A 22,591-nucleotide genomic window follows, 5' to 3' on the forward strand; every position below is an offset into this window, starting at 1 on the left:
GGAAACCCGCCGACCGGCGGGGTTTGACGGGTTTCATGTGCGCCTACCAGATGCTTCGCACGGCCCCGTGAACGGCGCTGGTCGGTTCAGCCCACTCTGCCGACGACCTTGGTGAAGGCGCGCAGGTAGCCGTACCGCTGCCCCTCGGCGCTGGGGTGGTAGGACTCCTTGAGGGAGGTCTTGGGGGGAGTGTTCAGCCAGGGGGCGCCGGAGCAGACCTGGTGCCCGGCGAAGTACGGGTCGACTGAGGCGAACGTGAAGCGGGAGTGGCCCTTGACGCGGTTCTCGATCGTGGTGTTGAGGGTCTTGATGGTGGCGTCGATCGCGTCGTGCGTCTTCTTCTTCAGGCTCGGGTAGTGGCAGCCGGTGCCGTCGTCCTTGTAGAAGGTCGGGTAGCCGAGGACGACGACGCGGGCGTTGGGTGCTTTGGCTCTGATCGCGTCGTACACCGTGTCGAGCTTGTCGGGCAGGTCGTACGTTGCGATGCTCTGCGCGTTCGCGAGTCCTCTGGAGCAGAGGGCATCCACGGTCGTCCCGCAGAGCTCCCCGATGCGTTTGAAGCCGATGTCGTTGCCGCCGATGGTGAGGGAGACGAGGCGGGTGGCCTCGCTGAGGTTGCCGAGCTGCCAGTGCTGGCCGGCCCGGGGCTCCTCGTTGATCACGTCGTCGGTCTTCGCCCCCGAGCACGCCTCGAAATCGAGCGAGGCGTCGGGGTGGGCGGCGTGCCAGAGTGCCGGGTACGCGTTCATCGAGCCAGGGCGGCGGCAACTGTCCTCGCCGTCGGAGTAGGGGGCTCCGCCGGATCCCAGCCCGGCCGAGTACGAGTCGCCGAGCGCCACATAGTCGAAGCCGGTCCGGGGAGCTGTGTCGGTGTCGGCCGGCCGGGCCGTGGCGTCGGCCGTGGCTGTCCAGGCGATGGTGAGTGCGGTGGCCAGCGATATCGCGGACGCGTGGGCCGTGATGCGCGAGATCTTCATGTGAGGGATCCCTCGGGGAGTGGATTTCTGTAGCTGGAGGTACTACCAGCCGGCGGGAAGCAAGGAAAGGGGAATGTGCGTGATGAAACTTGCCGGCTTGGATTTACTGGGTGAGTTCTCGCTTCCGGCGGCCGTCATCCTTGTCCCAGCTGGCGAACGGTCTCCGGTCGCAGTGTGGAAAGCTCTTCTCTCGGCCGGTCGGGAGGAATTCTCCGGTGGGACCCGGACCTGTGCGCATCCTTCCTCCGGCTCGCGGTGGTGCGCTGCAGATCCTCCGGGCTGTAGCCGAAGCAGTGGGAACGACCTGCTGAGACGTTAGCGGAGGGGTGGGTTCCGCAATATCCGCCGACCGGCGGCTTGACTTCCCCATTAGGGGAGGGTGGGGATCTCTCATCCTCCTCTATCAGGCTGATAGGGGCTCTGAATTTCTTTGCGATCCGGGGTATGTGAGAGGAAGTTCACGAATGCTGGATCGGAGCGCAGGAGGTCGCTTAAAGTGCGTCGATACCCAGACCCGGCGGGGGCGGCCGAGCACCCTTAAGGATTAGTGCGGCACGGCAGGACGGTTCGCCGCGACCGCGCCTCGTCGTGGTCGACGAGGCGCTTTTGCGTTCGTCGCTGCCGATGATCATCAATGCGGCGGGGACATGCGGGTGGTCGCGTCCGATAGTGGCGTGGACGCCGCTGCCGTCGTCACCGAGCATTGGCCCGACGTGGTACTCCTCGATATCCAGATGCCGGACCTGGACGGCTTGGGTGTGCTGCGACAGCTCAAGGCACTCGCCAACCCGCCGGCCGTGGTGATGCTGACGTCGTTCGGGCCGAACGAGTACATCCACCGCGCCTTGGCGGGTGGAGCGGCCGGCTACCGCCTGAAGGATGCCGATCCCGAGTAACTCATCTATCAGATACAGGCGTTGGCGAACGGGGGCCGTCCGCCCGGCGCGGTGCTGGTCGGCGCACCGGCGGTCTTCGGGCTCCTGGTCGGCGCCCGCGTCGAGCTCGTCGCCGCGTGCCCGGCGGACCTGACCCGGCCAGGAGCGGGAGCAGGCGTTCCTGGTGGAGCGGGTGTTGTCGGCGGAGCGGGCGCGGCTGGCGCAGGAGACACCCGATGTGGTTGTTCACCAGGTGAGCCTGGTCAGTGTGCAGGCGGGGGCGTCGCAGATGACCACCGCCGATACGGAGGCACGGGAGGTGGCGCGCTTCGTGCTCAGGACGTCCGCGCGAGCGCTGGACGAGCTGCGCCAGATGGTCGGGGTGGTGCGCGCCTCCGGCGGTACGACGGACACGCTCGCCCCGCAGCCCCTCCCCCGTGACCTGCCCGCCCCATCTCCGACAGCCAACTGGACATCGACGCCCGCCTGGACCTACCGCTCACCCTGCCGGGTGCGGACCCCTGACACGAGGCCGTGCTGCGGGCCGCCTACCGCACGGTGCAGGAAAGGCTGACCGACGCCCGCAAGCACGCACCCGGCGCCCCCATCCGCGTCCACCTTCACGACGAGGACGGCCACCTGCACGTCGAGATCCGCGACAGCCCACCCACCGCGCCCCCACTCGACCTCGGCCTCGCCCCCGGCGGCCACGGCCTCGTTGACCTACGTGAACGCGCCCACCTCCCCAACGGCATCTTGCGCATGAGCCACGAGTGCGACGGGGCCTCCTGCTGCACGCGGCGTTCCCGGCGAGCAAGCGGTCGCGGGTCTGAACGTGACCGGCGGCTGCCGGGCCTGCTGAGGCACCAACCAAGCACCCCTCCCGAGCAGACCCCCGCTGATCGGCGGGTGACGCGGCGGGGGGTGGCTGGGCCAGGATGACGGTACCGCAGGCCGAGACGATTTCGGGGGCGGTGCTCCTTCCCGCCCCGGACGGGTTCTGTGATTGCCTTCTCCTCTCCTTGCCAACTCGCCAACTCCCGTACCCCACATGCGTGTTCAGGGTCACTACCCGCGTGTACGGCTACGCGCCGTACGGGTTCGGGGATGCCTCCGGGACGGGCAGGCAGGCGGTCATGGAGCACGGCCCCACCGTCTCTGCGTGCGGATACCGCCCAACCCCTCTCATGCGTAAGGACGTTCGCGCATCATGCACTCTTCCCATCTGCGCAGACTGGCGATTGCCCTGGCCGTTACGACGGCCGCCACCATCGGCGCCGAAGCTGCGGCCACCGCGTTCCCGTCATCCGCCGCACCCCTGGGCGCGCGGACCGCCTCCGTCTCTTCCGAGACCGACCGGAAGGCGACAGTGGAGGCCGCCCGCGCGGCGGCCTACGCGCACTCCTCGGCCACTGGCGTGGGCAAGCACGACACGCTGGAGACGGCGGACGTGGTGGTCGGTCGGAACGGCGTGCAGCACGTCCGGTTCCTGCTGCATCACTACGGCAAGGAGGTCCTCGGCGGCGACCTCATCATCCACCTCGACGCCCACTCCGCCTACCAGGACGTGACCCGCGGCCTGAGCCGCCAGGTCGAGATACCTGCCACGGCCGCGCGGCTCAGCGCCGAGCAGGCACGGGCCAAGGCCGCCGCCCTGGCCCAGGGTGACGCGGGCGCGGCCCAGCTCGTTGTGGACGCCCGCTCGGAACGTCAGGCGCTCGCCTACAGGGTGTCCGTGACAGGTTCCCGTACGGCTGAGAACAGGGGCGGCCGCACGGTGGTCGTCGACGCCACCACGGGCACGGTGCTCAGCAACGAGGAGGACAGCGAGGCGTTCGTCCACCGTGCTCTGCGGACCCCGCTGCGCGAGCGCAACGGGAAGGTCGGCGCCGCCGGGCAGTCCACTGCCGGGGAAGTGGGGCAGGGCAGGTCCCTGTACAGCGGCACCGTCCCGTTGACCACCACCAGGACCGGCTCCGGCTTCACTCTCAAGGACCCCTCCCACGGCAACACCGAGGTCCGGGACGCGAACGGCCAGACGCCGAACAGGTTCACCGGCACCAAATTCACCAGCACCGACAACAAGTGGGGCAACGGCAGGACCGGTGACCGGGCCACGGCCGCGGTGGACGCGCTGTTCGGTGTCACCAGCACGCTCGACTTCTACCAGAAGACCTTCGGCCGCGACGGCCTCAAGAACGACGGTGTCGGGGTCCGCGCGCTGGTGCACTATGGGGACCACCAGGAAGGCGCCTTCTGGGACTCCACCTGCGGCTGCATGGTGTTCGGCGACGGTGGCGGAAAGGACTTTCCCACTCCGCTGGTGGCCTTGGACGTCACCGCCCATGAACTGACCCACGGCGTAGTCGCCCAGACCGCCCGCCTGCGGGCCCGCGTCGACAGTGAGGGCAGCCAGTACGGGGAACCGGGCGCGCTCAACGAGTCGCTGGCGGACATCTTCGCCGTCGGGGCCGAGTTCGCGACCGACAACCCGCACAACCCCCCGAACTACCTCATCGGCGAACGCCTCGGCATGAACAAGCAGAAGTTTCTGCGCAGCCTCGCCGACCCGGCCCTGGACAAGCTTGAGGGCGGGGTCGGAGAGTGGGATCCGAAGCAGTACGACTGCGAGGTGCACGCCGGGTCCGGCATCTCCTCGCACGCCTTCTACCTGCTCGCCGAGGGCAGCAAGCCCAAAACGATCAATGGGATCCACTACAACTCCCGCACCCGCGGGGGCATGAAAGTAGAGGGCATCGGCCGGGACAAGGCGCTGCAGATCTTCTACGACGCCCTGACCGGGCACATGGTCCACAACACCGACTTCCACGGTGCCCGCCAGGCGACACTCCAGGCGGCCACGGAGCGCTACGGCCAGGGCTCCGCGGAGTACGAGGCAGTGGACCGGGCCTGGGCGGCCGTCAACGTCACCGAAGCCAACACCCCGCAGCGCGGGGGGATCGGACACTAGGCAGTTCAGTCGGATTGTTCTGGCCTGTTCGGGTGCGGTGATGGACAACCGTTGTCCTCGTACACCTCGTGGGTGGCCTCCTGGGCGCACTTGCCCGCAGAGGTGGGGAACTGACCCCCGAAGAAGTGCCCCGGCTGATGGACCGCTCGGCCAAGACCTCGCATCCGCATCTCTGGGCCATCGACGACACTCCGAAGTAGCCCTCCGGCTGAGGTCGTGACGGCTCGCAACGCCTCGTACCGGCGAGGCGAGGCGCCCGTACAGGGTGCGGGCGCGCTGTGGCGGGAGATGGCGGGGCTTGGCTTCGAGCTGAACGACGGAGGACCGGCGGCCAGTGGCAGCAGCGGTGACCACGATCTCTCGCCACGTCCGGGCCTGTCCAGGTCCTGCCTCCCGCCACCGCCACACCAGGCCGAGTTGCGGCGACGCGCCACCCACCGGTCAGTCGGCTCCCACCCGCCAACCGGCGGATGGCGTAGGGAGCCGACCCTGTCCGAGACTCCGTTCACAGGCCTTGAGGGCCAAGTGAACTCATGGGGGAAAACCAAATGAACGGCACCACTGCCCACGCCATCACCTCTTTCCGTCGCCGCCTGACGGGAACTCTCCTATCCACCACGGTTGCGACCGGGCTGCTAGGCGTCGGCCGGAGCCGCGCATGCCGCCTCCGCAGTCGGCGGTGATGTCTACACCCCGGCCGGATACACCGCCTACTTCTGAAGAAGGCAGCCTCCGACCCCGAGGCCAAGGAAGTACTCAAGGGCTTCACAGCACTCTCGGCCGACAGCAAGGGGAAGTTCCTCAAGTCCCTGCGCGTACGCGGCGATCCGGCGTGACCATCGCGGCGGCATGTCGATGCGGGAGCTTGAGCGCAAGCACGGCGTGACGTGGCGGACGGTGCGGAAGGCGTTGGATTCGTCCTGGCCGGAGCCTCGTAAGAAGCTGCCTCCCCGAACCACGACGCTGGACCCGTACAAGGCGGTGATCGACGAGATCCTGCGGGCGGGATCTGGACGCGCCGCGCAAGCAGCGGCACACGGTCACTCGGATCTTCCACCGGCTGGTCGAGGAGCATGGGGCGGACGTCTCCTACGGCGTCGTGCGCTACTACGCTGCCGGCCGGAGGCCCGAGATCCTGGTCGAATCCGGCAAGGCATCGCTGGAGGCGTTCGTCCCGCAGACTCACCTGCCGGGCCACGAGGCGGAGGTCGACTTCGGTGACGTGACCGTGCGCCTGGCCGGCGAGCTGGTGACCCGCTACCTCTTCTCCTTCCGGCTGTCGTACTCGGGCAAGGCCGTCCACCGCGTGTTCGCCTCCTGCGGCCAGGAAGCCTTCTTCGAAGGCCACGTACACGCACTGCGGACCCTGGGCGGAGTGGTCGCCTTCCGCTCGCACTTCGGCATCGAGAGCGACCGCAGCCTACGTTCCTCGATGGCCAGCCGTCCTGGCGGACGCCTGGCCATCCCGCGTTTGCGGTGTCCCTGGAAGAGGTCTCAAGAATCGAGCACGGCGGCGACGGCCTCGATCTCGACGAGTTGGTCCTTGTAGCCGAGCACGGTGACGCCCATCAACGTGCTGGGAACGTCATGGTCAGCGAACGAGTCCCGGACAACCTGCCAGGCGGCCACCAGGTCCTCCCGCCGGGCCGATGCGACGAGAACCCGTGTGCTGATGACGTCCTGGAGTGACGCGCCTGAGGCAGTAAGAGCGGCCTGCATGTTCGCGATGGCTTTCGCCGCTTGGCCCGCGTAGTCCCCGATCGCTGCTGTGGAGCCGTCATCGTTCAGCGGACACGCCCCTGCAAGGAAGATCAGGCGTGACTCGGCGGGCGCCGTGGCCGCGTAGGCGTACTCGGCGACGTCGGACAGGGCGGTGGAGCGGATCAAAGTGATGGCACGAGCCACGGTCGTGGGGTCCTTTCCCCTCGGGTGTTCAGCGCGGACATCCTGCCAACGGCCAGTTGGCTCCGCCTTCCCTTTTCTCGCCGCCCCGCGAGAACGCCGTCACTTCTGCTCGACATTCACGAACCGCATGATCACCAACTGACTCCGGAACCAGTCGACAAACGCTGTTCTTAGACATCAACGAAGCCAGGGTGTTGGCGTGAGCATGGAGCGGGGAGATTTAACGCATGTGGAGTGGGCCCGGCTGAAGCCGCATCTGCCGAAGTCCGGGCAGCGCGGCGGCCGCTGAGCCGGCCACCGCAGCGTCATCAACGGGATCCTGTACCGACCGCGCACGGGGGTACCGTGCCGGGACCTAGTCGCCGGTCGTGCCGTCGAGCATCTCGCGCAGGATGTCCAGGTGGCCGTTGTGGCGGGCCGTCTCCTCGGTGAGGTGAAGGAGGATCCAGCGCAGGTCGACATGGAGGCCGTCGCGGATGGCTCGCTGGGCCTGCTTGTCCAGGCCATTCCCGGCGACCAGTTCGCGGTAACGGGCGCTCTGTTCGGCGTATTCGTCGAGCAACTGCGTGAGCGGGAAGTCGACGGCGATACGCATCTCGCGGTCGGGGTCCTCATCGGTCCAGGGGCCCCGGTCTTCCTCGCCGAGGAAGACCACCTGGAACCAGTAGTACTCGACCCAGCGAAGATGGTTGATCACTCCGCTCACAGTCATCAGCGGTGAGCCCGGCAGGAGCGCCTTGCGGGCGTTCTCCGCCGAGACGCCATCGCACTTGGCGCGGGCGGTGTCACGCGTGTAGTCGAGAAACGTGGCGAGCTGGGTGCGCTCGTCCCACGCGGGCGGCGTGTCGTCGATTCTGGTCATCGCGCGAAGCGTCCCCGATCACCGCGACCGCTGTCGAGGCATTTAACGGCGGGCCCAACCTGCCCCATCAGCTCCTGCCCGCTGGGTCGCCACAGCCAGTCAGCGCCGGTGGGCCGCCCGGCAAGATCCGCCGGACAGGCCCTGGACGTCATCGAGCGCGCCGAGGGGGGCGACCAGATGGAGTTCCTGCTTCACGTCCGGGCGCTGATGGCGGCCAGGGCCTTGCGTGTGTCGGTCAGGCTCCAGCCGGTCCACCACTTCAGGTCGTCGGCTGTGGCGGGCCCGAAGGCGGCGAGATACTGCCGCGCCAGCCGGGTCTTCGTGTCGGAGGCGGGGACTTGGGGCAGGGGGTCGGCGGGTGCCCAGCGGAACTGGGCGGAGGTCCAGGAGCCGGCGGGGCGAGCGCGGCGGATACGACCCTCGACGGCGAGGACGCCGAGGATCGGGGCGGAAACGCGTTGGCGGGATTCGTAGGGCTTGCCGGGGAGCGTGGTGATCTGCTCGCGCAGGGTGGGGATGTCAGCGGCCAGGTAGGCGGCGGAGGCCGCACAACTGCGGTGCCGTTCGCGGAGCAGTGCGTACCCGCCCGGCCCGAAGAAGAGGAAACGGCCACCTGAACGGTCACTGCGCGCTCAGCCCGTGAAAGCCCGTACGGCACAGCCTGATTGTCCGCCCGACTCCGCATACAGCGACTGCAACCTGCACGCGCAGACGACGTTTCTCGCTGTGGGCGTAGTCGGCCGGCCGCCGAGCACAGGCCGCCGCAGGTGGCGTGACCTCGTGGCACCGACGGGGCAACACCCCGCAGCAGGCCTATCGAGGGTGTTTGTCGGTCGACAGAACAACCGCCCACACCCACCAACCCCTTTGTCTCACACTCATGGTGTGATCGTGGCGTACCCCATGAACACATCGGCCGACGGTATATGGCACCCCATATGGCGGGGCTCGTCTACGGCTCGCGGTCGCAGGGCCACACATATACCTCTCCTGGAACTCCACTGCCCCTGAAGAGGGTTGCCTCGGAGTGCGAGAGTGTGTGCGCCCTTGCCAGCTCGGTTCAGGGTTGTTCACCATGTGCACACACGGTTTCTCTGGACCAACCTCCGTGCATCACACGAGGTTTGAGTCGAGGCCGCTGTTCATCCACCTCGCGCTGGAAGGTACCCCCGCCATGTCTGCTTCCACGTCTGTCCTGACCTGCCTGCCCGCCCGCCTGCGTGCCATGTCCGCAGCCGGTACCGTCGCCATCGTCGCGACGGCGGCGCTCACTCTGACCGCTACTCCCCCTGCCACCGCGGCCCCTCGCCCCGCGAGCACACCGCAGGTGTCCTCCCGCGTCCTGGACCAGTGGATCGGCAGGGCTCTGGCCGTCATGAAGGCCAAGCACATCCCCGGCTCCTACGCCGGCATCCTGCGAAACATCAAACGCGAGTCCGGCGGCAACCCCCACGCCGTAAACAACTGGGACTCCAACGCCCGCGCCGGCACCCCCTCCAAGGGGCTGCTCCAAGTCATCGACCCCACGTTCCGAAGCTTCCATGTCGCGGGCACGGCATGGGACATCTTCGACCCCGTGGCCAACATCGCCGCCGCCTGCAACTACGCCGCCCACACCTACGGCTCCATCGACAACGTCAATTCCGGGTACTGACCCCCTTCGATACGGGGCACCGCTGCGGAGAGCTGTGCCCCACACCCAAGCACGCCGGACAAGGCTCCAACGCACCGGAGGAGGCTACGTTTGAGCCGACCCCCAGTTCGGCGGCGTGGGTGTCACGGGCCGGGTTACTTCCGGTTTGGCCTGGCCTACCGCGTCGTGGGCGGCCAGGGCGGCGCGCAAGGTCAGGGTGTCGGCGCCCCGGGAGGCGTCCAGACCGGTGAGTTCGGTGGCCTTGCGCAGCCGGTAGTCGACCGTGTTCGGGTGCACCTGGAGCCGGGCGGCGGCCCGGCGCCGGTCGAGTCCCCGCGCCAGGAAGGCGCGCAGCGTGTCGAGCAGCTCCGGACGGTCGTCCAGCGGGTCGAGCAGTGCGGCCAGCCCGGCCCTGGCCGGGCTCGGCCGGCTCAACTGGTACTCCAAGAGCACGTCGTCGAGCAGGTACAGCCCGGGTCCCCGCCCGGACGCCTCCGCCACCGCGCGCACCTCCCCGGCGAGCCGGGCGGCCTCCGCGACCCCTTCGGGCGCCGCGGTCGTCGCCGCGGCCAGTAGCTCGGCGCCGCACATCCGGCCGAGCTGCTCGACCAGATCGGACAGCCGTGCCCGGTCCGCCCGGCCGAAGTCGTCCGGCGAAGTCGCGTACGGGATCAACACCAACCCACCCCCGCCGGACAGGACGGAGAGCGGAACGCCACTCGTCTGGCGCTGGATTTCGTTGCGCAACCGCCGGAGCTTGCGGCGGGCGGCGACCGCATGGTTCACACCGGGCACCAGCTCGTCCGGGTGCGGCCCCATCGCGATGCTCAGCACCAGGTAGCAGGCCGGCAGCTCAATACCGGCCCGGTCCGCCGCGCCCTGGGGGCTGCCACCCTCCAGCAGCCGCGACAGCAGCGACTGCAGCGCGACCTGCTCGTCACTCAGCGCGGTCTGCCGCTCCTGCACATACCCGGCGGCCACCTCGCAGCTCACCAACCGCAGATACGCGAGCAGTTGGCGCTGCACCATCAACACGTCGGCCAAGTCGCCCGGTTCGGCCGCCGAGAAGACCTGGGCGGCGCACTCCTCCGCGCCGAGGTGGTAGGCACCGACGACGGCCTCCAGCGGTACGCCCTCGTCGGCGCGCCGGGCCGACGACTCGCGGATGGCCGCCGCCTCGGCCTGCCCCGGCATCTCCCCGGTGCGCAGGACCCCAGCGAAAGTCCGTATACCGCGGGTCACCTGCTTGGCGATGTCGCCGCCGAGGTGCTCCGCCGGCAGCGTCCCGTACACGGGGAGCCGCTCGACCAGCCGGATCATCACGGCACGCTCCAGCGCGCCAGCTGCGTCCTGGAGCCGCTTGTGCACCGGCACACCGCCGAACCGCGGTACCTTGTTGCGCTCCACAGCGTTGGATCCGGTCACAATTCACCTCGCACATCTCTGTTCCCCGCCCCGGAGACTGGGCCGCCGACGAGCCCCATGATGTTTCCGGGACATCACCTACTGGTTGGTAACACGACTGGCTAGTGGATGGCCAGATGCGGCAGGACCTCGGCCGCATCGTTCACCGCATTCCCCTGCCGGGGACCGCCGCCCCGGCCGACCCGACGTGTCGCACACCAGCCCCCTGCCGACGCGTCGCTCCCCCAGGAATCGAGGACCGCATGTCCAAGGCAGCTGTTCGCCTGATCTCCGTCGCTGTCGCCGCCGCAGCCATGGCCGCCACGCCCGCCGCCACCGCCGTCGCGGCCACACCGGCCGCCGCGACGGCCTCGGCAAGCGACCCGTTCTACGCCTACACCGGCAGCGAGCCGCTGTCCTCGTTCGCGCCGGGCACCGTACTCAAGACGCGGACCCTGCAGTACCACGTCATCGGCATCCCCACGCCCCTCAAGGCGGTCCAGCTGCTGTACCGCACCACCGACGCCCAGGGCCGCCCGGCCGCCAACGTGACCACAGTGGTGCGCAGTCTGACCGGCGACAGCAGCAAGGCCGTCTCCTACCAGTCGTTCTACGATTCGCTCAACCCGGAGGACAGCCCCTCCCGGGCGATCGCCGGCGACGTCACCCTGGGCGGTGCCATCCCCAACGTGGAGGCCCTCTTCATCGCGCCGCTGCTGCTGCAGGGCTACAACCTCGTCATCCCGGACACCGAGGGGCAGCAGGCCAACTTCGCCGCCGGACCGGAGTACGGAACCAACACCCTCGACTCCATCCGCGCCGCGACGAAAGCGGCCGAGACGGGGCTCAACTCCACCACGTCGTTCGGCCTCATCGGCTACTCGGGCGGCGCCATCGCGACCAACTGGGCCGCCACGCTCGCGCCGAGCTACGCACCGGACGTCAACCGCCGACTGGTCGGCTACGCCGAGGGCGGCCTGCTCGTGGACCCGGCACACAACCTGAAGTACGTCGACGGCTCACTGGCCTGGTCCGGCGTCATCCCCATGGCCGTGATCGGCGTCTCCCGCTCGTACGGCATCGACCTGAAGAGCTACCTCAACAGCTACGGTCTGAGCGTCTACAAGGACCTTCAGCGCGGCTCGATCATCAACGCCCTCGGCCACTACCCGGGGCTGACCTGGAAGAAGATGGCGAAACCGGAGTACGCCAACCCCAATTCGATCCCCGCCTTCCTGACGGCGATGAACAAGCTCAACCTCGGCTCTGCCGCCACCCCGGCCGTCCCCGGGTTCATCGGCCAGGGCAACGGAGGCGTCCTGGAGGGGACCTTCAGCAACCGCCCGGGCATCGGCACGGGCGACGGCGTGATGGTCGCCGGCGACGTGCGCTCACTCGCCCGCCAGTACTGCGCCACCGGCAGCTCCGCAGTCAAGTACAGCCAGTACGAACTGCTCAGCCACACGGGCGCGACCCTCGCCTGGGCACCCGCCGCGCTGGGCTGGCTCAACGACCGCTTCGCCGGCCGCACAGCGCCGTCCGACTGCGGCCGGATCTCCAGCGGCAACTCGCTCGCCCCGGAAGAGCCCGTTCCGCTGTCGTGATCCGTGGCCGCCCCCTCACAGAGCCCGGCATCGCCGCGTTTTCCGTCGAGCGCGCGGAGCTCCTGTCGAACCGCGGCACTCACAGCCGACGCTCGCGCGGGGTGGATACACCGGGCCCCCGTGAGCGGCGGTGGCGGCCGGTCCGCACGGACGCACGATCTCATCACCCGATCGTGAGTTCCTGCGGCCGCAGACAGGGTGCGCCGCGGTTCTGGGAGTGATGGCATATGCCGGGCGCCCGCTCGGCCATGCCGCAGGTGAGGAGGTGCCAAGACTGGGGATACGGGACGGCACAGGGGCTTGGACGAGACGACGGTCCTGTTGGCGGCGGGCCTTGCCGACCTGACGGTGAGCACACTGGGCTCGGCCCTGGGGACCGTGTGGGCAGCGTTACACCGCTCGGACGCCGCCGAACTCGCGGCGGACGCCGAGCACGATCTGCTGGCGCGCGGCCGCCTGGTGATGGACCGGTACGCAGTGCACCGAGCATCTGGCCTCTTCTCTCCTGTGCGCGCCCAGGATCAGCAGCTGCAACAGAGGTTGTCTCACGTGGCAGGTTTCGCGAGCTTCTTGTAGCCGGTCAGGGCGGCGGCCATGGCCGGGCCTCGGCTCTGCCAGTCGTTGCGGACCACGTACGGGATCTTGAGACCACGAGCAGCCCATGGCAGGCTCATGCCGCATGATCGATGAATTCGCGAAAGGCAACCTGCACGGGAGACTGCGGCGGGACCGCAAGGCGCTGCTCTGGAAACTCGACGGCTTGTCCGAATACGACGCCCGCCGGCCTTTGACAGCGACCGGGACCAACCTCCTCGGCCTGGTCAAACACGTGGCCACCGTCGAGGCCAGGTACTTCGGCGAGGTCTTCGACCGCCCTTCCCCGCAACCGCTGCCCCGGTGGCAGGACTCCGACGGCAGCGATCAGTGGGCGACCGAGGACGAGACCCGCGATCAGATCATCGGGTTCTACCGGCGCACGTGGGAACACTCGGACGCGACGATCAACGACCTTCCCCTCGACGCCCCCGGCCACGTGCCGTGGTGGCCGGCGCCTTATCCCAACACAAACCTGTTCGCCGTCATGGCCCATGTCCTCGGCGAGTCCACCCGGCATACCGGGCACGCAGATATCCTGCGCGAGGGCCTCGACGGCCGGACCGGGTTGCGCGCCGAACACGAGACGCAGACCGACGAGGAAGCCCGTACAGCCTACTGCGCGAAGATCGAGCAGGCCGCCAGATCAGCCGCACCCATCAAGACTTAGAGGGTGTCTCACGTGACTTGATGTTCGTGCGCCATGATGCCGGTCGTGGGTGCTGATCGATTGAAGCGTCTGGTTCCTGATGAACTCTGGGAGCCGGCCGCCCCGTTGCTGGGGTCGTTCGCTGCTCGTCCGCAAGGTGGCGGGACCGCTCCGTGTGACGAGCGGGCCGTGTTCACGGCAGTGGTGTACGCGCTGACCAGCGGCTGTGCCTGGCGGCATCTGCCGCCGACATTCGGCACGTCGCCCGCCACCGCACATCGCCGCTTCACGGTATGGACCGAGGCCGGCCTGTGGCGTCGGCTGCACCGGGCAGTGCTGGACGAACTCGGGGCCCGGGGCGAGGTGGACTGGACCTCGGCGATCGTCGACGCGGCCTCCGTACTCGCAAAAAAAAAGGGGGGATCGCTGACCGGGCCGAACCCGGTCGATCGCGGCAAGAAGGGCAGCAAGCTGCACGGGCGGTCCGATGCCCGAGGCATCCCGCTTGCCGTCGCCGTGTCCGGCGCGAACATGCACGACAGCCTCGCCCTCAAACCGCTCATCCGCGGCATACCCGCCGTCCGGTCCCGCCGGGGACCACGGCGGCGCCGACCCGTCACGCTCCGCCCGGACAAGGCGTACTTCTCCGCCGAACACACCTGGCCTGGCTGCGCGAGCGCGGGCTCGTCGCGCGCATCGCGCGGCCCGGCACCGAGTCCGGCGAACGCCTCGGCCGACACCGCTGGAAGACCGAACGGTCGACCGCCTGGCGCTTCGGCTACCGCCGCCTCACCGTCCGACACGAACGTAAGGACTCGCACTTCCTCGCCTCCCTCGGCCTGGCCGCCGCCCTCACCTGCTACAAGAAGCCCGCGAAACTTGACACGTGAGACACCCTCTTATCGCCGGCGATTACCGACTCAGGAAACCGTGGCCGGCGATGAGGTGATTGAGGTACACAACGGCCGGATAGGTCGCGATGAAGATGACGAAGAAGCCGTTGAGGCCCATGAACACGGCGACTGCGCCGTGGAACAGCACTCCGAGAACAAGCAGTGTCCGCAGCAGCCCTGGCCCGGCGACAAGGGTCAGCAAGAAGCAGCATTCGAAGAGAATCACTGACCAGCAAACCGTGCTGGCGACGGCTGGTCTGGTTTGAAGGAACCGCCACAACCAGGCTCTGCCATAAATGCAGGTGCTCATGATGCCGGTCACCGCTTCACCTCGGCGCCACATCGGCCCCAAGAGCTTGACAACACCTGACACCGTATAGGCCAGTACTGCCTGGGCGGCGATGAAGACGACGCACAGCATGCTGGCCAGCGACCCGGCAGGCGCGAGGAAGAACAGCGCCGACGAGCCGAAAACGACCATGTGCATGTGGTGCGCACCATCCAGGCCGAACACGGTCCTGCAGTTCATCAGCAGCAGCCAGCAGAGCACGGCAGCCGTGAGCGTCGCGATGATGGCCGAGGCGTGGGGCAGGTAGAGCAGCGTGGCAGCCAGGCACAACGACGAGGCCAGCGCGAGTCGCATGATCCAGGCGAACGGGGCCGGGGCGAAGACGCGGTTCAGCACCCGCCACAGCGGTCGGGGTGTGCTCGGCTGGGACGTGATTCTCAGAACAGTCCAGCTCAGCAAGCCCGTGGGGGCGAACACGTCGCTGCGGCGCATGTCCTCGACCAGCGACAGCGAGACGCCCAGTGTCGCGATGAGCAAGACGGCCCGGATCGCCTCGTCGGGGGTGGTGAACAACTCAGTCATTACAGTGGGTGCAGTTCCGAGGTGAAGATCGGGAGCGCGGGCTGGTCGGCGTGGCTCTGCATGATGAGGAACTGCGTGGCGATGGCTCCGGTGGGGCGGGGGATCGACGAGATGTGATGGAGAAGGAGCAGGTACGGGGTGGACAGTTTGATCAAGTGCCGACGCTCGTCGACCTCGCTCTCCATGCGCAGCGAGGTGATGACATCGAAGAGTGCCTTTCTCAACCGCTTCGTCGGGTTCCAGGCGCACGACCAGGGGCTCTTGAAGCGGTCCATGCCGTGCAGCATCGTCCAGTTGCCGACGGTCCCGTCCGGGAAGACGTCGCGGTAGAGCAGGTACAGGTTGTGCGTTCCCGGATGCGGGGCGAAGAAATGCCACTTGGGCAGCAAACTTAAGGCTTCTAGCTTGCCGATAACGCCAGCCTGTTTCAGGCCCACGTTATAGAGGACGGTCAGCGTGAAATAGCCGCCCAGGGCTGCGACCACCATCCCGTTGGAGAGGACTGACAGGTTCATACTCTCCGAACCCACTCGGTTGTTCTACTCAAACCCCGAACTCATCGAGGATCTCCCGGCGCATCGACAGCAGATCGCGGGCTGAGGCCAACGACCCCAGCCGCTTGATCTGTTCTTCGGTGAGCTCCACCTCGTCCAGTCGTTCACGCAGCATCTTGCACCCACCAGCGCACGTGACCAGGGCAATCACGACGGCGGCGATGGCCACGCAGGCGAGTGGGCACATGATCGTGTGCGCGACGTTCATTTCCAGTAGATGCTCGGGGACGGCATCGACTGCCTGCCGCTCAACGGTGGACAGGTCAGGCGCCGTCTTCACGATCAGCGTGTCATACGAGGCGCGCTCGAAGTCCCGGTAGCGCTCGATGATCTGGAAGTCGGCATCTCGGAGTTCGCCTCCGTTGTAGGCAAACACCACCGCCCCGTAGTCGATCTCGTCGACCAGGGCGAGGCTTGAGGCTACTGTTCTGCTGCCATACATGACGTCGAAGTAGACCGGTGCGGAGAGAAGCTTCTCGAAGGCGACGTCGATCGGTTGAACCGGCCGTGTGTCCAGTTGTTCCTGGAAGTCCGCGCTCAGTTGTCGCAGGACCCTCTCATCGCCGGTCGAGTAGGCCTTCTCCAGCACTCCGATCAAAGTTGTCCCCGGCCGCGCCCAGAACAGCAGCACCGTGCCCTTGATCGGCTTCAGCAGATAGTCGGTCGAGTCCTGCAGCGCCGGGTGCGGGGTGACCACGACAGGGGCCCGGGTCTGCACGATACGTCGGTGCTCGTCGGCCCGCAGGCGTTGCACCTGCTGGGCCAACCCTTCCTTGGCGAACTCTCGCAGGATCTGTTCACGCTTGGGGTGCATGGGCGCACTTCCTCGATTGATCGTCCCGCGCCGGAGTCCCATCAGTCACCTAACGTCACGAAAGTAGCAGACAGCTACCACTCATCTGTATGACACGCCGTCCGCTGGCCATTCCAGAGCGACGCTTGCGGTCGCTCTTCCTCCGGGGCCGAGTAGCGAGCACCGAGGAATTGCGCATGGCCGGAATACCGCCTCTTCACCAGTACGCCGCGCCCGCCGACGGCCGTACCATCGCCACCGGGCTCGGCCGCCCCGCCCGCCGAAGACACCCCGGACAACGTGCACCCGCTCCAAAAGCGCTGACCCGCCGCACCCTCCCGCTCAGTCGGCGGACCTTCCGACGGCGGGGCAAAGCACTGCCCGCCTTGCCCTGGCCGCCGACGTTCCGGCATCAATCCTGGCTGAAGTCACAGGTATCAGCGTGAGCAATGCGACGCGGTGGGCAATCCTGGCCAAGCGCGACCGGACGGACTACATCGCCACCCGCCGCGACGACGCCTGAACTCGCTGAGAGGTTGGATGTGCTGCGGCTTCCCCCGGCCGTGACACAGACGAAGTTCCAGCTCGCTCAGAAGCCGAAATAGCCCAGCAAGGAAACAGCAGCCCTGCGCCAGTGCCAAGGCCCACTCTGGGCGAGCGAGACAACTACGAGCAGCGTTTCCGTCAACTCGTGTCGGCGCACTCATCGACGAAGGCGCAGAGCCGACGAATGAGGCTCAGGGAAGAGGGGGTGGGGTCCGTGGTGCCCTGCATGTGGGACGCACCTTGGAGCCACTGTTGCCACAGGGCGCCGGGGCCCAGGAAACGGGCAGCTTGGTCGCCTTGGAGATTCAGGTCGATCAACAGGAGAGCGCCTATGGCCACAGTCTGGTCGTAAGCGAGGTCGGGCCGGCGAAGATAGCGATCAAGGTAGGCGACCAGCAGATCGCCGTCGCGCGGCGTCCCAAAACTGGCCAGGGCCACGCAATAGGCCAGTCCGGTACAACAGACCTCGCTGACCAGCAGGAGCTCCCCGACGCGCTCACGGAACTCGGTCCGGCGGGAAACAGCCACGAGCCACGCCGCAGTCCTCCGCTCGCGCCACCCGCCCTCAAGGAGGGTGGCGATCTCATTCGCGGTGATGACTCCCGCGTCCTCGCTTAGCCGTCGCAGGAATCGGTCGTACTCGGGACTCTGCATGCGCAGCAAGTTGCCGCCGAGCTTCATGTAGCGCCGCTCGGGCGTGACATAGCGGCGAACCAGGGCCAACAGTTCGGGGTCCTCGTGGGCATGGCGCATCACAGGGCCGATCCTGCCTCGCTGGTGCGCAACGAGGCCACCCCCTTTTTTTGACGTTGCGCCGCTCGGCGACGGAGAGCGCGGCTACTTCCGCGCCTCGGCACAACCACCGCACCCGAACGGCCTCTGCGCTGCACCGGAATACGACACCTGCGGAACAAGTGCACTCCGCCAGTACCGCTCAAGACCTTGGGGTCCTGCTTGGAGTGCTACGACGGCACGCCCGCCGACCCCGCAACCTACATCGCTCCTCCGTCCAAACACCTGCTTGCCGCCTGATCCGAGAGGACGCCAGCCCAGCCGGGCCCGCAGGAACTCGCTCAGCCGGTTCTTGTCCATGCCTGTCAACGTAGAGGCCGGCACCGCCAACCGGGTGGCCCTGCCACACCCACCCGGAGGCGCCGTCCGCGGACAGCTTCGCGGGCAGCGGGGGCAGCTGTGCGGCGTCGGCCCAGGCAATGGGTGGCGACCATGGAGGAAGTGGGGGCTCCAGGTTGCCGCCTCAGCCTGGCGAGGTGATGCGTCCGCCCTCTCAGCCGGCCACCAGCTCTGCGGCGACCTGCGCAATACGAGCATCGCCCTTCCCCCACCGATTGAGGAGAAAAACGGAAGCTCTCCCGGAGTGGCCGACGCACCGGCAGAATCGGTCCCATCACCCGGCCGGGTCAGGGACAGCGCGGTCCCGTACGGCTGTTCAGCCCTGGGGATCCGCAGGGCGGTGCCCCGTAGCAGCCACGTGTACGCGAGGAGCACGGCGCGCCGGGCCCCCTAGCGCGTCGGCCTGCCCGTGCACCAGACCGCCCTCAGCGTCCTGCGTGAAGCCCTGCCACAATTCATCGCCGCCCTCGGCGTCACCGGCATCCTGACAGCCCTCAAAGCGACTGCTCCTCGCCGCTGGCCGCCGACGCGAGCAGCACTCCCGCACCCGCCGCGACGACGGACAGCCCTGAGTTCGGCAACGCCAGCCCACTCCCTCGCGGTGTCGGTCGCTGTCCGGACAGTTGAACCAGTTGCGGCACCACCCCCCTCCTGCCGGACTGCGCTGCCACAGTTGGTGGCGGGCGGGCGAACGGGTGCCCCAAGACTCGGAATACGCTCAGAACCTGTCAGCGTGATCGCTGCCTAACGAGCCCGTCAGCAGAGCGTGTACCGACATGCGGTCACAGCCTGGCTAGACCAGCACGGGAAGCGAGGCCAGCCCACGGACGAGACGGGTGCGCCGCCACTCCAGTCGGTCGGGTGGGAGCGCGAGGCGGATGCTGGGGAATCTGGTCAGCACCGCTCGTAGGGCGATCTCAACTTCGGCCACGGCCAAGGGGGCGCCGACACAGCGGTGGATACCGTGACCGAACGCGAGATGAGCAGCCGCGTCCCGGTCCAGGTCGAGGTGATCCGGCTCCGGGAACCGGGCCGGGTCGCGGTTGGCTGCCCCCAGCGCGACCAGGACCGGGACACCGGCCGGGATCTCGGTGCCGCCGAGCGTGACGGCCTCCGTGGTGAACCGGAAGGTGGCCATGCTCACCGCTGAGTCGAAGCGGAGCAGTTCGTTCAGCGCGGCAGCGACCTCGTCCGGATTGCCCCGGAGGCGATCCAGCACGTCCGGGTGCCGGAGCAGCGCCAAGAGGGCGTTGCCGAGGGCATTGGTCGTCGTCTCGTGTCCGGCCACGAGCAACAGCACGGCCAGGGAAACCAGTTCCTCCTCGCTCAGGCGGTCCTCTCCGTCCCGAGCCGAGACGAGCCGGTCCAGGAGCGAGCTGCCGGGGCCCAGACGCTTGGCGGCGATGAGGTCCGTCATGTAACCGGCCAACGCGTGTGAGGCCGCGTCGATGACGCAGGGCTCTCCCGCCGCGAACAGCTCCGCGGACCAGCGCTGGACCGCGGACCGGTCGGCCTGCGGCACTCCGAGCAGCTCGCAGATCACCATGACCGGCAGGGGGACCGCCAGGCGGGCCACGAAGTCGCGCGGTCCGCCGACAGGCCACTGGTCCAGCAGCTCGTCGGTGGCCTGGGCGATGAAAGGACGCAGTTGCTTGACGGCCCCCGTCGTGAACTCCTTGGTCACCAGCTTCCGCAGCCGGCTATGCCTAGGCGGGTCACTGGCCAGCATCGTGTGCGCCACCGCCGGATGCAGGCGGCGTCGCGACTCCTTGCCCGCGAAGAAGACGCTCGTGTCCTTCGACAGACGGGAGTCACCGAGGGCCTCCCGGGCCTCCGCGTACCCGGTGACCAGGTAGTTCGCACGCCCTCCAGCACCGGCAGGCACGGACTGCACGGGACACGCGGACCGCATGGCCGTGTACGTCGCATAGGGGTCCCGGAGGATGCGGGGATCTTGAGCCGGCCCGGTCATGGCCTCAGACTCCGACGGGCCATCGTGGGTTTCGACAAGACCCCCCACCTCCGCTGCTTCGTCGGCCGACCGCGGCACGACTCCCTTGGCCCGCGCTTCGTGCTGCACTGCCTCAGCCCCGACACCCCCTCCGTACGACCCGATCTACCTCCTCACAAAATAGCCGGTCAGCGCACACTTCCCCGCGCATCCGGAGCAGAGGAAACTCGCAGCCGCTGGATCGCCTGCGTTGCCCGGAGTTCCTGCCAGCAGGCGGCAAGACGGTCATGACGCTCCACGCGACCGACACTGCGGGCAATCCCGAGCCGGTCAGAACACTGGCCGCCCGGGGCGACAAGAGACCGCCCGCGCCACGGTTCGCCACCGCCGACGGCACCATCGTCATCGCAAAGTTGGCCAGCAGCCGTTGAGCGGTTCCGCGTTCTCGTCGGCAATCAAGGCCACGGTTTCCATGCACCGAAGGTCGGACGCGGTAGCGACATTGATCGAGGGGCGCGAGCCTCTCGACCGACGTACCGCGCACCGCACTCCATACAGGCTGGCGGCATGACATCAGCACCGATCGTCCGCCGGACCCTCCCTGCGAGGGCCGCGGCCTGTCCACCACCTGCACCGCCGACAACGCCCGTTGCCCGTACATCATCCACCGCTCCAGCGGCGTCGTCGCGGACCGCTGGATCACTCACCTACAAAGGCGTCAACTTCGATACAGACCGCGAGGTGTGGCGGCCGGAGTATGTGCGCCGGGAGATCGCCGCCGTCAGGCAACAGCTGCACGGCAACGCGGTCCTGCCGCTCGGCCACGACCTTGACCGGCTGGCGCAGGCCGCGGCGATCGCGGCCGCGCACGGCCTGTTCGTCTGGTTCGAGCCGCGTCAGTTCGACAAAGGCGCGGAGCAGACCCTCGCCTTCCTCGGCTCGTTGGCACGCACTGCCGAGCAGCTGCGCACCCGGCACCCCGGCGTGGGTATCGCGGTCGGCACCGAGTTCGGCTGCTGCACCTTCACCGGGGCCAAGGAGCAGGGAGGTTCGGGCTTCACGCGGTGGGCTGGGAGCGGCAGCCTCCACGGGTCAAGGACGGCTACGTGCGCGACGAACAGGAGCAGGCCGACGAGATCGGGGAACTGCTGGACCTCTACGCGGCCGAGCGCGCCTGCACGGCGCGTTCGTCTACAACTTCATCGCCCCCGACTCGCCCCGTTCCCCCCAGCGCCGCCACGACCTGGACATCGCCAGCTTCGCGCTGGCCAAGACCTACCCCACCGGGACACGGCGCGGCTACGCGCAGACCGGGCGGTGGGAGCCCAAACAGTCCTTCCACACCGTGGCAAGCCGGTTCCGCTGACACCTGCGGCCGGCGCTACCACCGAGCCTTCGCCCCCTGAGGAAACCGGGCCAGTACGCGCCGACACCGCCAGGGCGCGTATCGGAAGTGGGTCTTGAGCTATGAATGATCACGGTTCATGGCACGGGGAGATCTCACGGACGAACAGCGGGCGGTGCTGGAGCCGTTGTTGCCGAGGAGGAGGGCAGGACGGCCGCCCGGCCGACCAGCTTCGACGCCGAGGACTACGAGGCTCGGCATGCAGTCGAGCGGACGATCAATGCCCTCAAGAACTTCCAGGCTGTCGCGACGCGGTTCGACGACCGCGCCTACGTCTTCTACGGCACCGTCATTGTTGTCTCGATCCGGCTTTGGCTGCGGTCGTGATCCACCGGGGATCTAGTAATACCCCTTCGCCCCGTCGAGTAGCTCCCTCACGATGTCCGCGTGCCCCGCGTGCCGTCCGGTCTCCTCGACGAGATGGATGAGCATCCAGCGGAGGTTGGCGTTGCCGGAGCGGTAGTCGGGGTGGCGGCCGACGTCGTCCAGGGAGGCCGCGGCCACGATCTCGTTACTTCGGGCGCACTGGGCCTCGTACTCCGCGAGCAGCTGCTTCAGCGGGATGCCGTCAGTACGCCAGTTCGCGTCCTCGTCCGTCTCGTCAAAGGATGGGTTCTGCGTCTTGTCGCCGCCCAGGAACAGCACCTCCAGCCAGGTGTGCTCGACCCACCGCATATGGCTGATGAGGCCGGCCATCGTCATTGCCGGCGAGGTCGGGATGACGGAGCGGTGCGCGTCCGCCTCGCTCAGGCCATCGCACTTCCATCTCAGGATCTGCCGTTGCAGATCCAGCCAGCCGATGAGCGCGGTGCGCTCGTCGGCCTGCAAGGGGGGACGCTCAAGTGAAGGTGTCATGTGCGGACGTTAGAGCGCCGGTCTCCGACTGTCGCCTGATTTTCGGCTCAAGATCCGCCGGACAGGCCCTAACTCGCCGACGCCGACCTGCGCCGGGAGAGAACGACGGCCTGCAGGT

The 22,591-nt window shown here is 68.0% G+C and carries 21 protein-coding genes and 3 pseudogenes; 11 read left to right on the forward strand and 13 right to left on the reverse strand.

Annotated elements, in window-relative coordinates:
- Positions 1 to 86: 86 nt before the first annotated feature.
- Positions 87 to 977, reverse strand: coding sequence for an SGNH/GDSL hydrolase family protein (locus OG965_RS02150; RefSeq protein WP_371648469.1), 891 nt, complete (start codon positions 975 to 977; stop codon positions 87 to 89).
- 647 nt (positions 978 to 1,624) lie between these two features.
- Between OG965_RS02150 and OG965_RS02155 the strand changes: the two genes are divergently transcribed.
- The 4 genes from OG965_RS02155 (at position 1,625) to OG965_RS02170 (ending at position 6,372) form a co-directional block, all read left to right on the forward strand.
- Positions 1,625 to 1,873, forward strand: a complete 249-nt coding sequence (locus OG965_RS02155) for a response regulator transcription factor (RefSeq protein WP_371648471.1) — start codon at positions 1,625 to 1,627, stop codon at positions 1,871 to 1,873.
- A 232-nt stretch (positions 1,874 to 2,105) separates the two neighbouring features.
- Positions 2,106 to 2,426 carry a hypothetical protein gene (locus OG965_RS02160; RefSeq protein ID WP_371656819.1) on the forward strand — a complete coding sequence of 107 codons (321 nt, stop codon included), beginning with the start codon at positions 2,106 to 2,108 and terminating at the stop codon, positions 2,424 to 2,426.
- A 636-nt stretch (positions 2,427 to 3,062) separates the two neighbouring features.
- Positions 3,063 to 4,823: a M4 family metallopeptidase gene (locus OG965_RS02165; RefSeq protein WP_371648473.1), complete on the forward strand. Its 1,761-nt coding sequence runs from the start codon at positions 3,063 to 3,065 to the stop codon at positions 4,821 to 4,823.
- Between the two features lie 1,099 nt (positions 4,824 to 5,922).
- Complete coding sequence (locus OG965_RS02170) at positions 5,923 to 6,372, forward strand: hypothetical protein (RefSeq protein WP_371648475.1); 450 nt, start codon at positions 5,923 to 5,925, stop codon at positions 6,370 to 6,372.
- Here the strand turns inward: OG965_RS02170 and OG965_RS02175 are convergent.
- Complete coding sequence (locus tag OG965_RS02175; protein ID WP_371648477.1) at positions 6,318 to 6,728, reverse strand: RidA family protein; 411 nt, start codon at positions 6,726 to 6,728, stop codon at positions 6,318 to 6,320. The genes OG965_RS02170 and OG965_RS02175 overlap by 55 nt on opposite strands.
- Positions 6,729 to 6,933: 205 nt before the next feature.
- On the opposite strand from OG965_RS02175, the pseudogene OG965_RS02180 reads away from it, so the two are divergent.
- A pseudogene (locus OG965_RS02180) lies at positions 6,934 to 7,086 on the forward strand (transposase); the annotation flags it as partial.
- On the opposite strand, the gene OG965_RS02185 reads toward OG965_RS02180, so the two are convergent.
- Positions 7,084 to 7,590 carry a DinB family protein gene (locus OG965_RS02185; RefSeq protein ID WP_371648479.1) on the reverse strand — a complete coding sequence of 169 codons (507 nt, stop codon included), beginning with the start codon at positions 7,588 to 7,590 and terminating at the stop codon, positions 7,084 to 7,086. The pseudogene OG965_RS02180 and the gene OG965_RS02185 sit on opposite strands and share 3 nt — an antisense overlap.
- 191 nt (positions 7,591 to 7,781) lie before the next feature.
- A complete protein-coding gene (locus tag OG965_RS02190) occupies positions 7,782 to 8,165 on the reverse strand; it encodes a DNA glycosylase AlkZ-like family protein (protein ID WP_371656820.1) in 384 nt (127 codons plus the stop codon).
- A 599-nt stretch (positions 8,166 to 8,764) separates the two neighbouring features.
- Here OG965_RS02190 and OG965_RS02195 point away from each other — a divergent pair.
- Complete coding sequence (locus tag OG965_RS02195) at positions 8,765 to 9,244, forward strand: transglycosylase SLT domain-containing protein (RefSeq protein ID WP_371648481.1); 480 nt, start codon at positions 8,765 to 8,767, stop codon at positions 9,242 to 9,244.
- Positions 9,245 to 9,328: 84 nt separating this feature from the next.
- Here OG965_RS02195 and OG965_RS02200 read toward each other — a convergent pair whose 3' ends face one another.
- Positions 9,329 to 10,648, reverse strand: coding sequence for a PucR family transcriptional regulator (locus OG965_RS02200; protein ID WP_371648484.1), 1,320 nt, complete (start codon positions 10,646 to 10,648; stop codon positions 9,329 to 9,331).
- A 242-nt stretch (positions 10,649 to 10,890) separates the two neighbouring features.
- On the opposite strand from OG965_RS02200, the gene OG965_RS02205 reads away from it, so the two are divergent.
- The gene (locus OG965_RS02205) at positions 10,891 to 12,231 is read left to right on the forward strand and encodes a lipase family protein (RefSeq protein ID WP_371648486.1); all 1,341 of its coding nucleotides are present in this window, start codon (positions 10,891 to 10,893) and stop codon (positions 12,229 to 12,231) included.
- Between the two features lie 300 nt (positions 12,232 to 12,531).
- Positions 12,532 to 12,708, forward strand: a pseudogene (locus OG965_RS02210) (polyprenyl synthetase); the annotation flags it as partial.
- Positions 12,709 to 12,776: 68 nt separating this feature from the next.
- On the opposite strand, the gene OG965_RS02215 reads toward OG965_RS02210, so the two are convergent.
- On the reverse strand, positions 12,777 to 12,905 hold the full coding sequence (locus tag OG965_RS02215; RefSeq protein ID WP_371648489.1) for a hypothetical protein: 129 nt from the start codon (positions 12,903 to 12,905) through the stop codon (positions 12,777 to 12,779).
- 5 nt (positions 12,906 to 12,910) lie between these two features.
- On the opposite strand from OG965_RS02215, the gene OG965_RS02220 reads away from it, so the two are divergent.
- Positions 12,911 to 13,495, forward strand: a complete 585-nt coding sequence (locus OG965_RS02220; RefSeq protein ID WP_371648491.1) for a DinB family protein — start codon at positions 12,911 to 12,913, stop codon at positions 13,493 to 13,495.
- Positions 13,496 to 13,540: 45 nt separating this feature from the next.
- Positions 13,541 to 14,364 (forward strand): IS5 family transposase gene (locus OG965_RS02225; RefSeq protein ID WP_371656821.1). Its coding sequence is split into 2 segments (ribosomal slippage): positions 13,541 to 14,119 and positions 14,122 to 14,364, totalling 822 coding nucleotides; the frame shifts between segments, so codons are not numbered across the junction.
- A gap of 22 nt (positions 14,365 to 14,386) precedes the next feature.
- Here the strand turns inward: OG965_RS02225 and OG965_RS02230 are convergent.
- The 6 genes from OG965_RS02230 to OG965_RS02255 all read right to left on the reverse strand — a co-directional run bounded on the left by OG965_RS02230 (position 14,387) and on the right by OG965_RS02255 (position 21,191).
- Positions 14,387 to 15,229 carry a hypothetical protein gene (locus OG965_RS02230; RefSeq protein ID WP_371648494.1) on the reverse strand — a complete coding sequence of 281 codons (843 nt, stop codon included), beginning with the start codon at positions 15,227 to 15,229 and terminating at the stop codon, positions 14,387 to 14,389.
- 8 nt (positions 15,230 to 15,237) lie between these two features.
- On the reverse strand, positions 15,238 to 15,753 hold the full coding sequence (locus tag OG965_RS02235) for a hypothetical protein (protein WP_371648496.1): 516 nt from the start codon (positions 15,751 to 15,753) through the stop codon (positions 15,238 to 15,240).
- 28 nt (positions 15,754 to 15,781) lie between these two features.
- Positions 15,782 to 16,606, reverse strand: a complete 825-nt coding sequence (locus tag OG965_RS02240; RefSeq protein WP_371648498.1) for a hypothetical protein — start codon at positions 16,604 to 16,606, stop codon at positions 15,782 to 15,784.
- A 663-nt stretch (positions 16,607 to 17,269) separates the two neighbouring features.
- Positions 17,270 to 17,884 carry a DUF6000 family protein gene (locus OG965_RS02245; protein ID WP_371656822.1) on the reverse strand — a complete coding sequence of 205 codons (615 nt, stop codon included), beginning with the start codon at positions 17,882 to 17,884 and terminating at the stop codon, positions 17,270 to 17,272.
- Positions 17,885 to 19,055: 1,171 nt separating this feature from the next.
- Positions 19,056 to 20,234, reverse strand: a complete 1,179-nt coding sequence (locus tag OG965_RS02250) for a cytochrome P450 (RefSeq protein ID WP_371648500.1) — start codon at positions 20,232 to 20,234, stop codon at positions 19,056 to 19,058.
- Positions 20,235 to 20,912: 678 nt separating this feature from the next.
- Positions 20,913 to 21,191, reverse strand: coding sequence for a hypothetical protein (locus OG965_RS02255; protein ID WP_371648502.1), 279 nt, complete (start codon positions 21,189 to 21,191; stop codon positions 20,913 to 20,915).
- Positions 21,192 to 21,762: 571 nt separating this feature from the next.
- Here OG965_RS02255 and OG965_RS02260 point away from each other — a divergent pair.
- Positions 21,763 to 21,945: pseudogene (locus OG965_RS02260) on the forward strand (IS5/IS1182 family transposase); the annotation flags it as partial.
- Between the two features lie 12 nt (positions 21,946 to 21,957).
- On the opposite strand, the gene OG965_RS02265 reads toward OG965_RS02260, so the two are convergent.
- Positions 21,958 to 22,473 (reverse strand): DinB family protein, encoded by a 516-nt coding sequence (locus tag OG965_RS02265; RefSeq protein WP_371648505.1) that lies wholly within the window; start codon positions 22,471 to 22,473, stop codon positions 21,958 to 21,960.
- Positions 22,474 to 22,591: the final 118 nt, after the last annotated feature.

It is taken from the genome of Streptomyces sp. NBC_00224 (assembly GCF_041435195.1).
GTDB lineage: Bacteria > Actinomycetota > Actinomycetes > Streptomycetales > Streptomycetaceae > Streptomyces.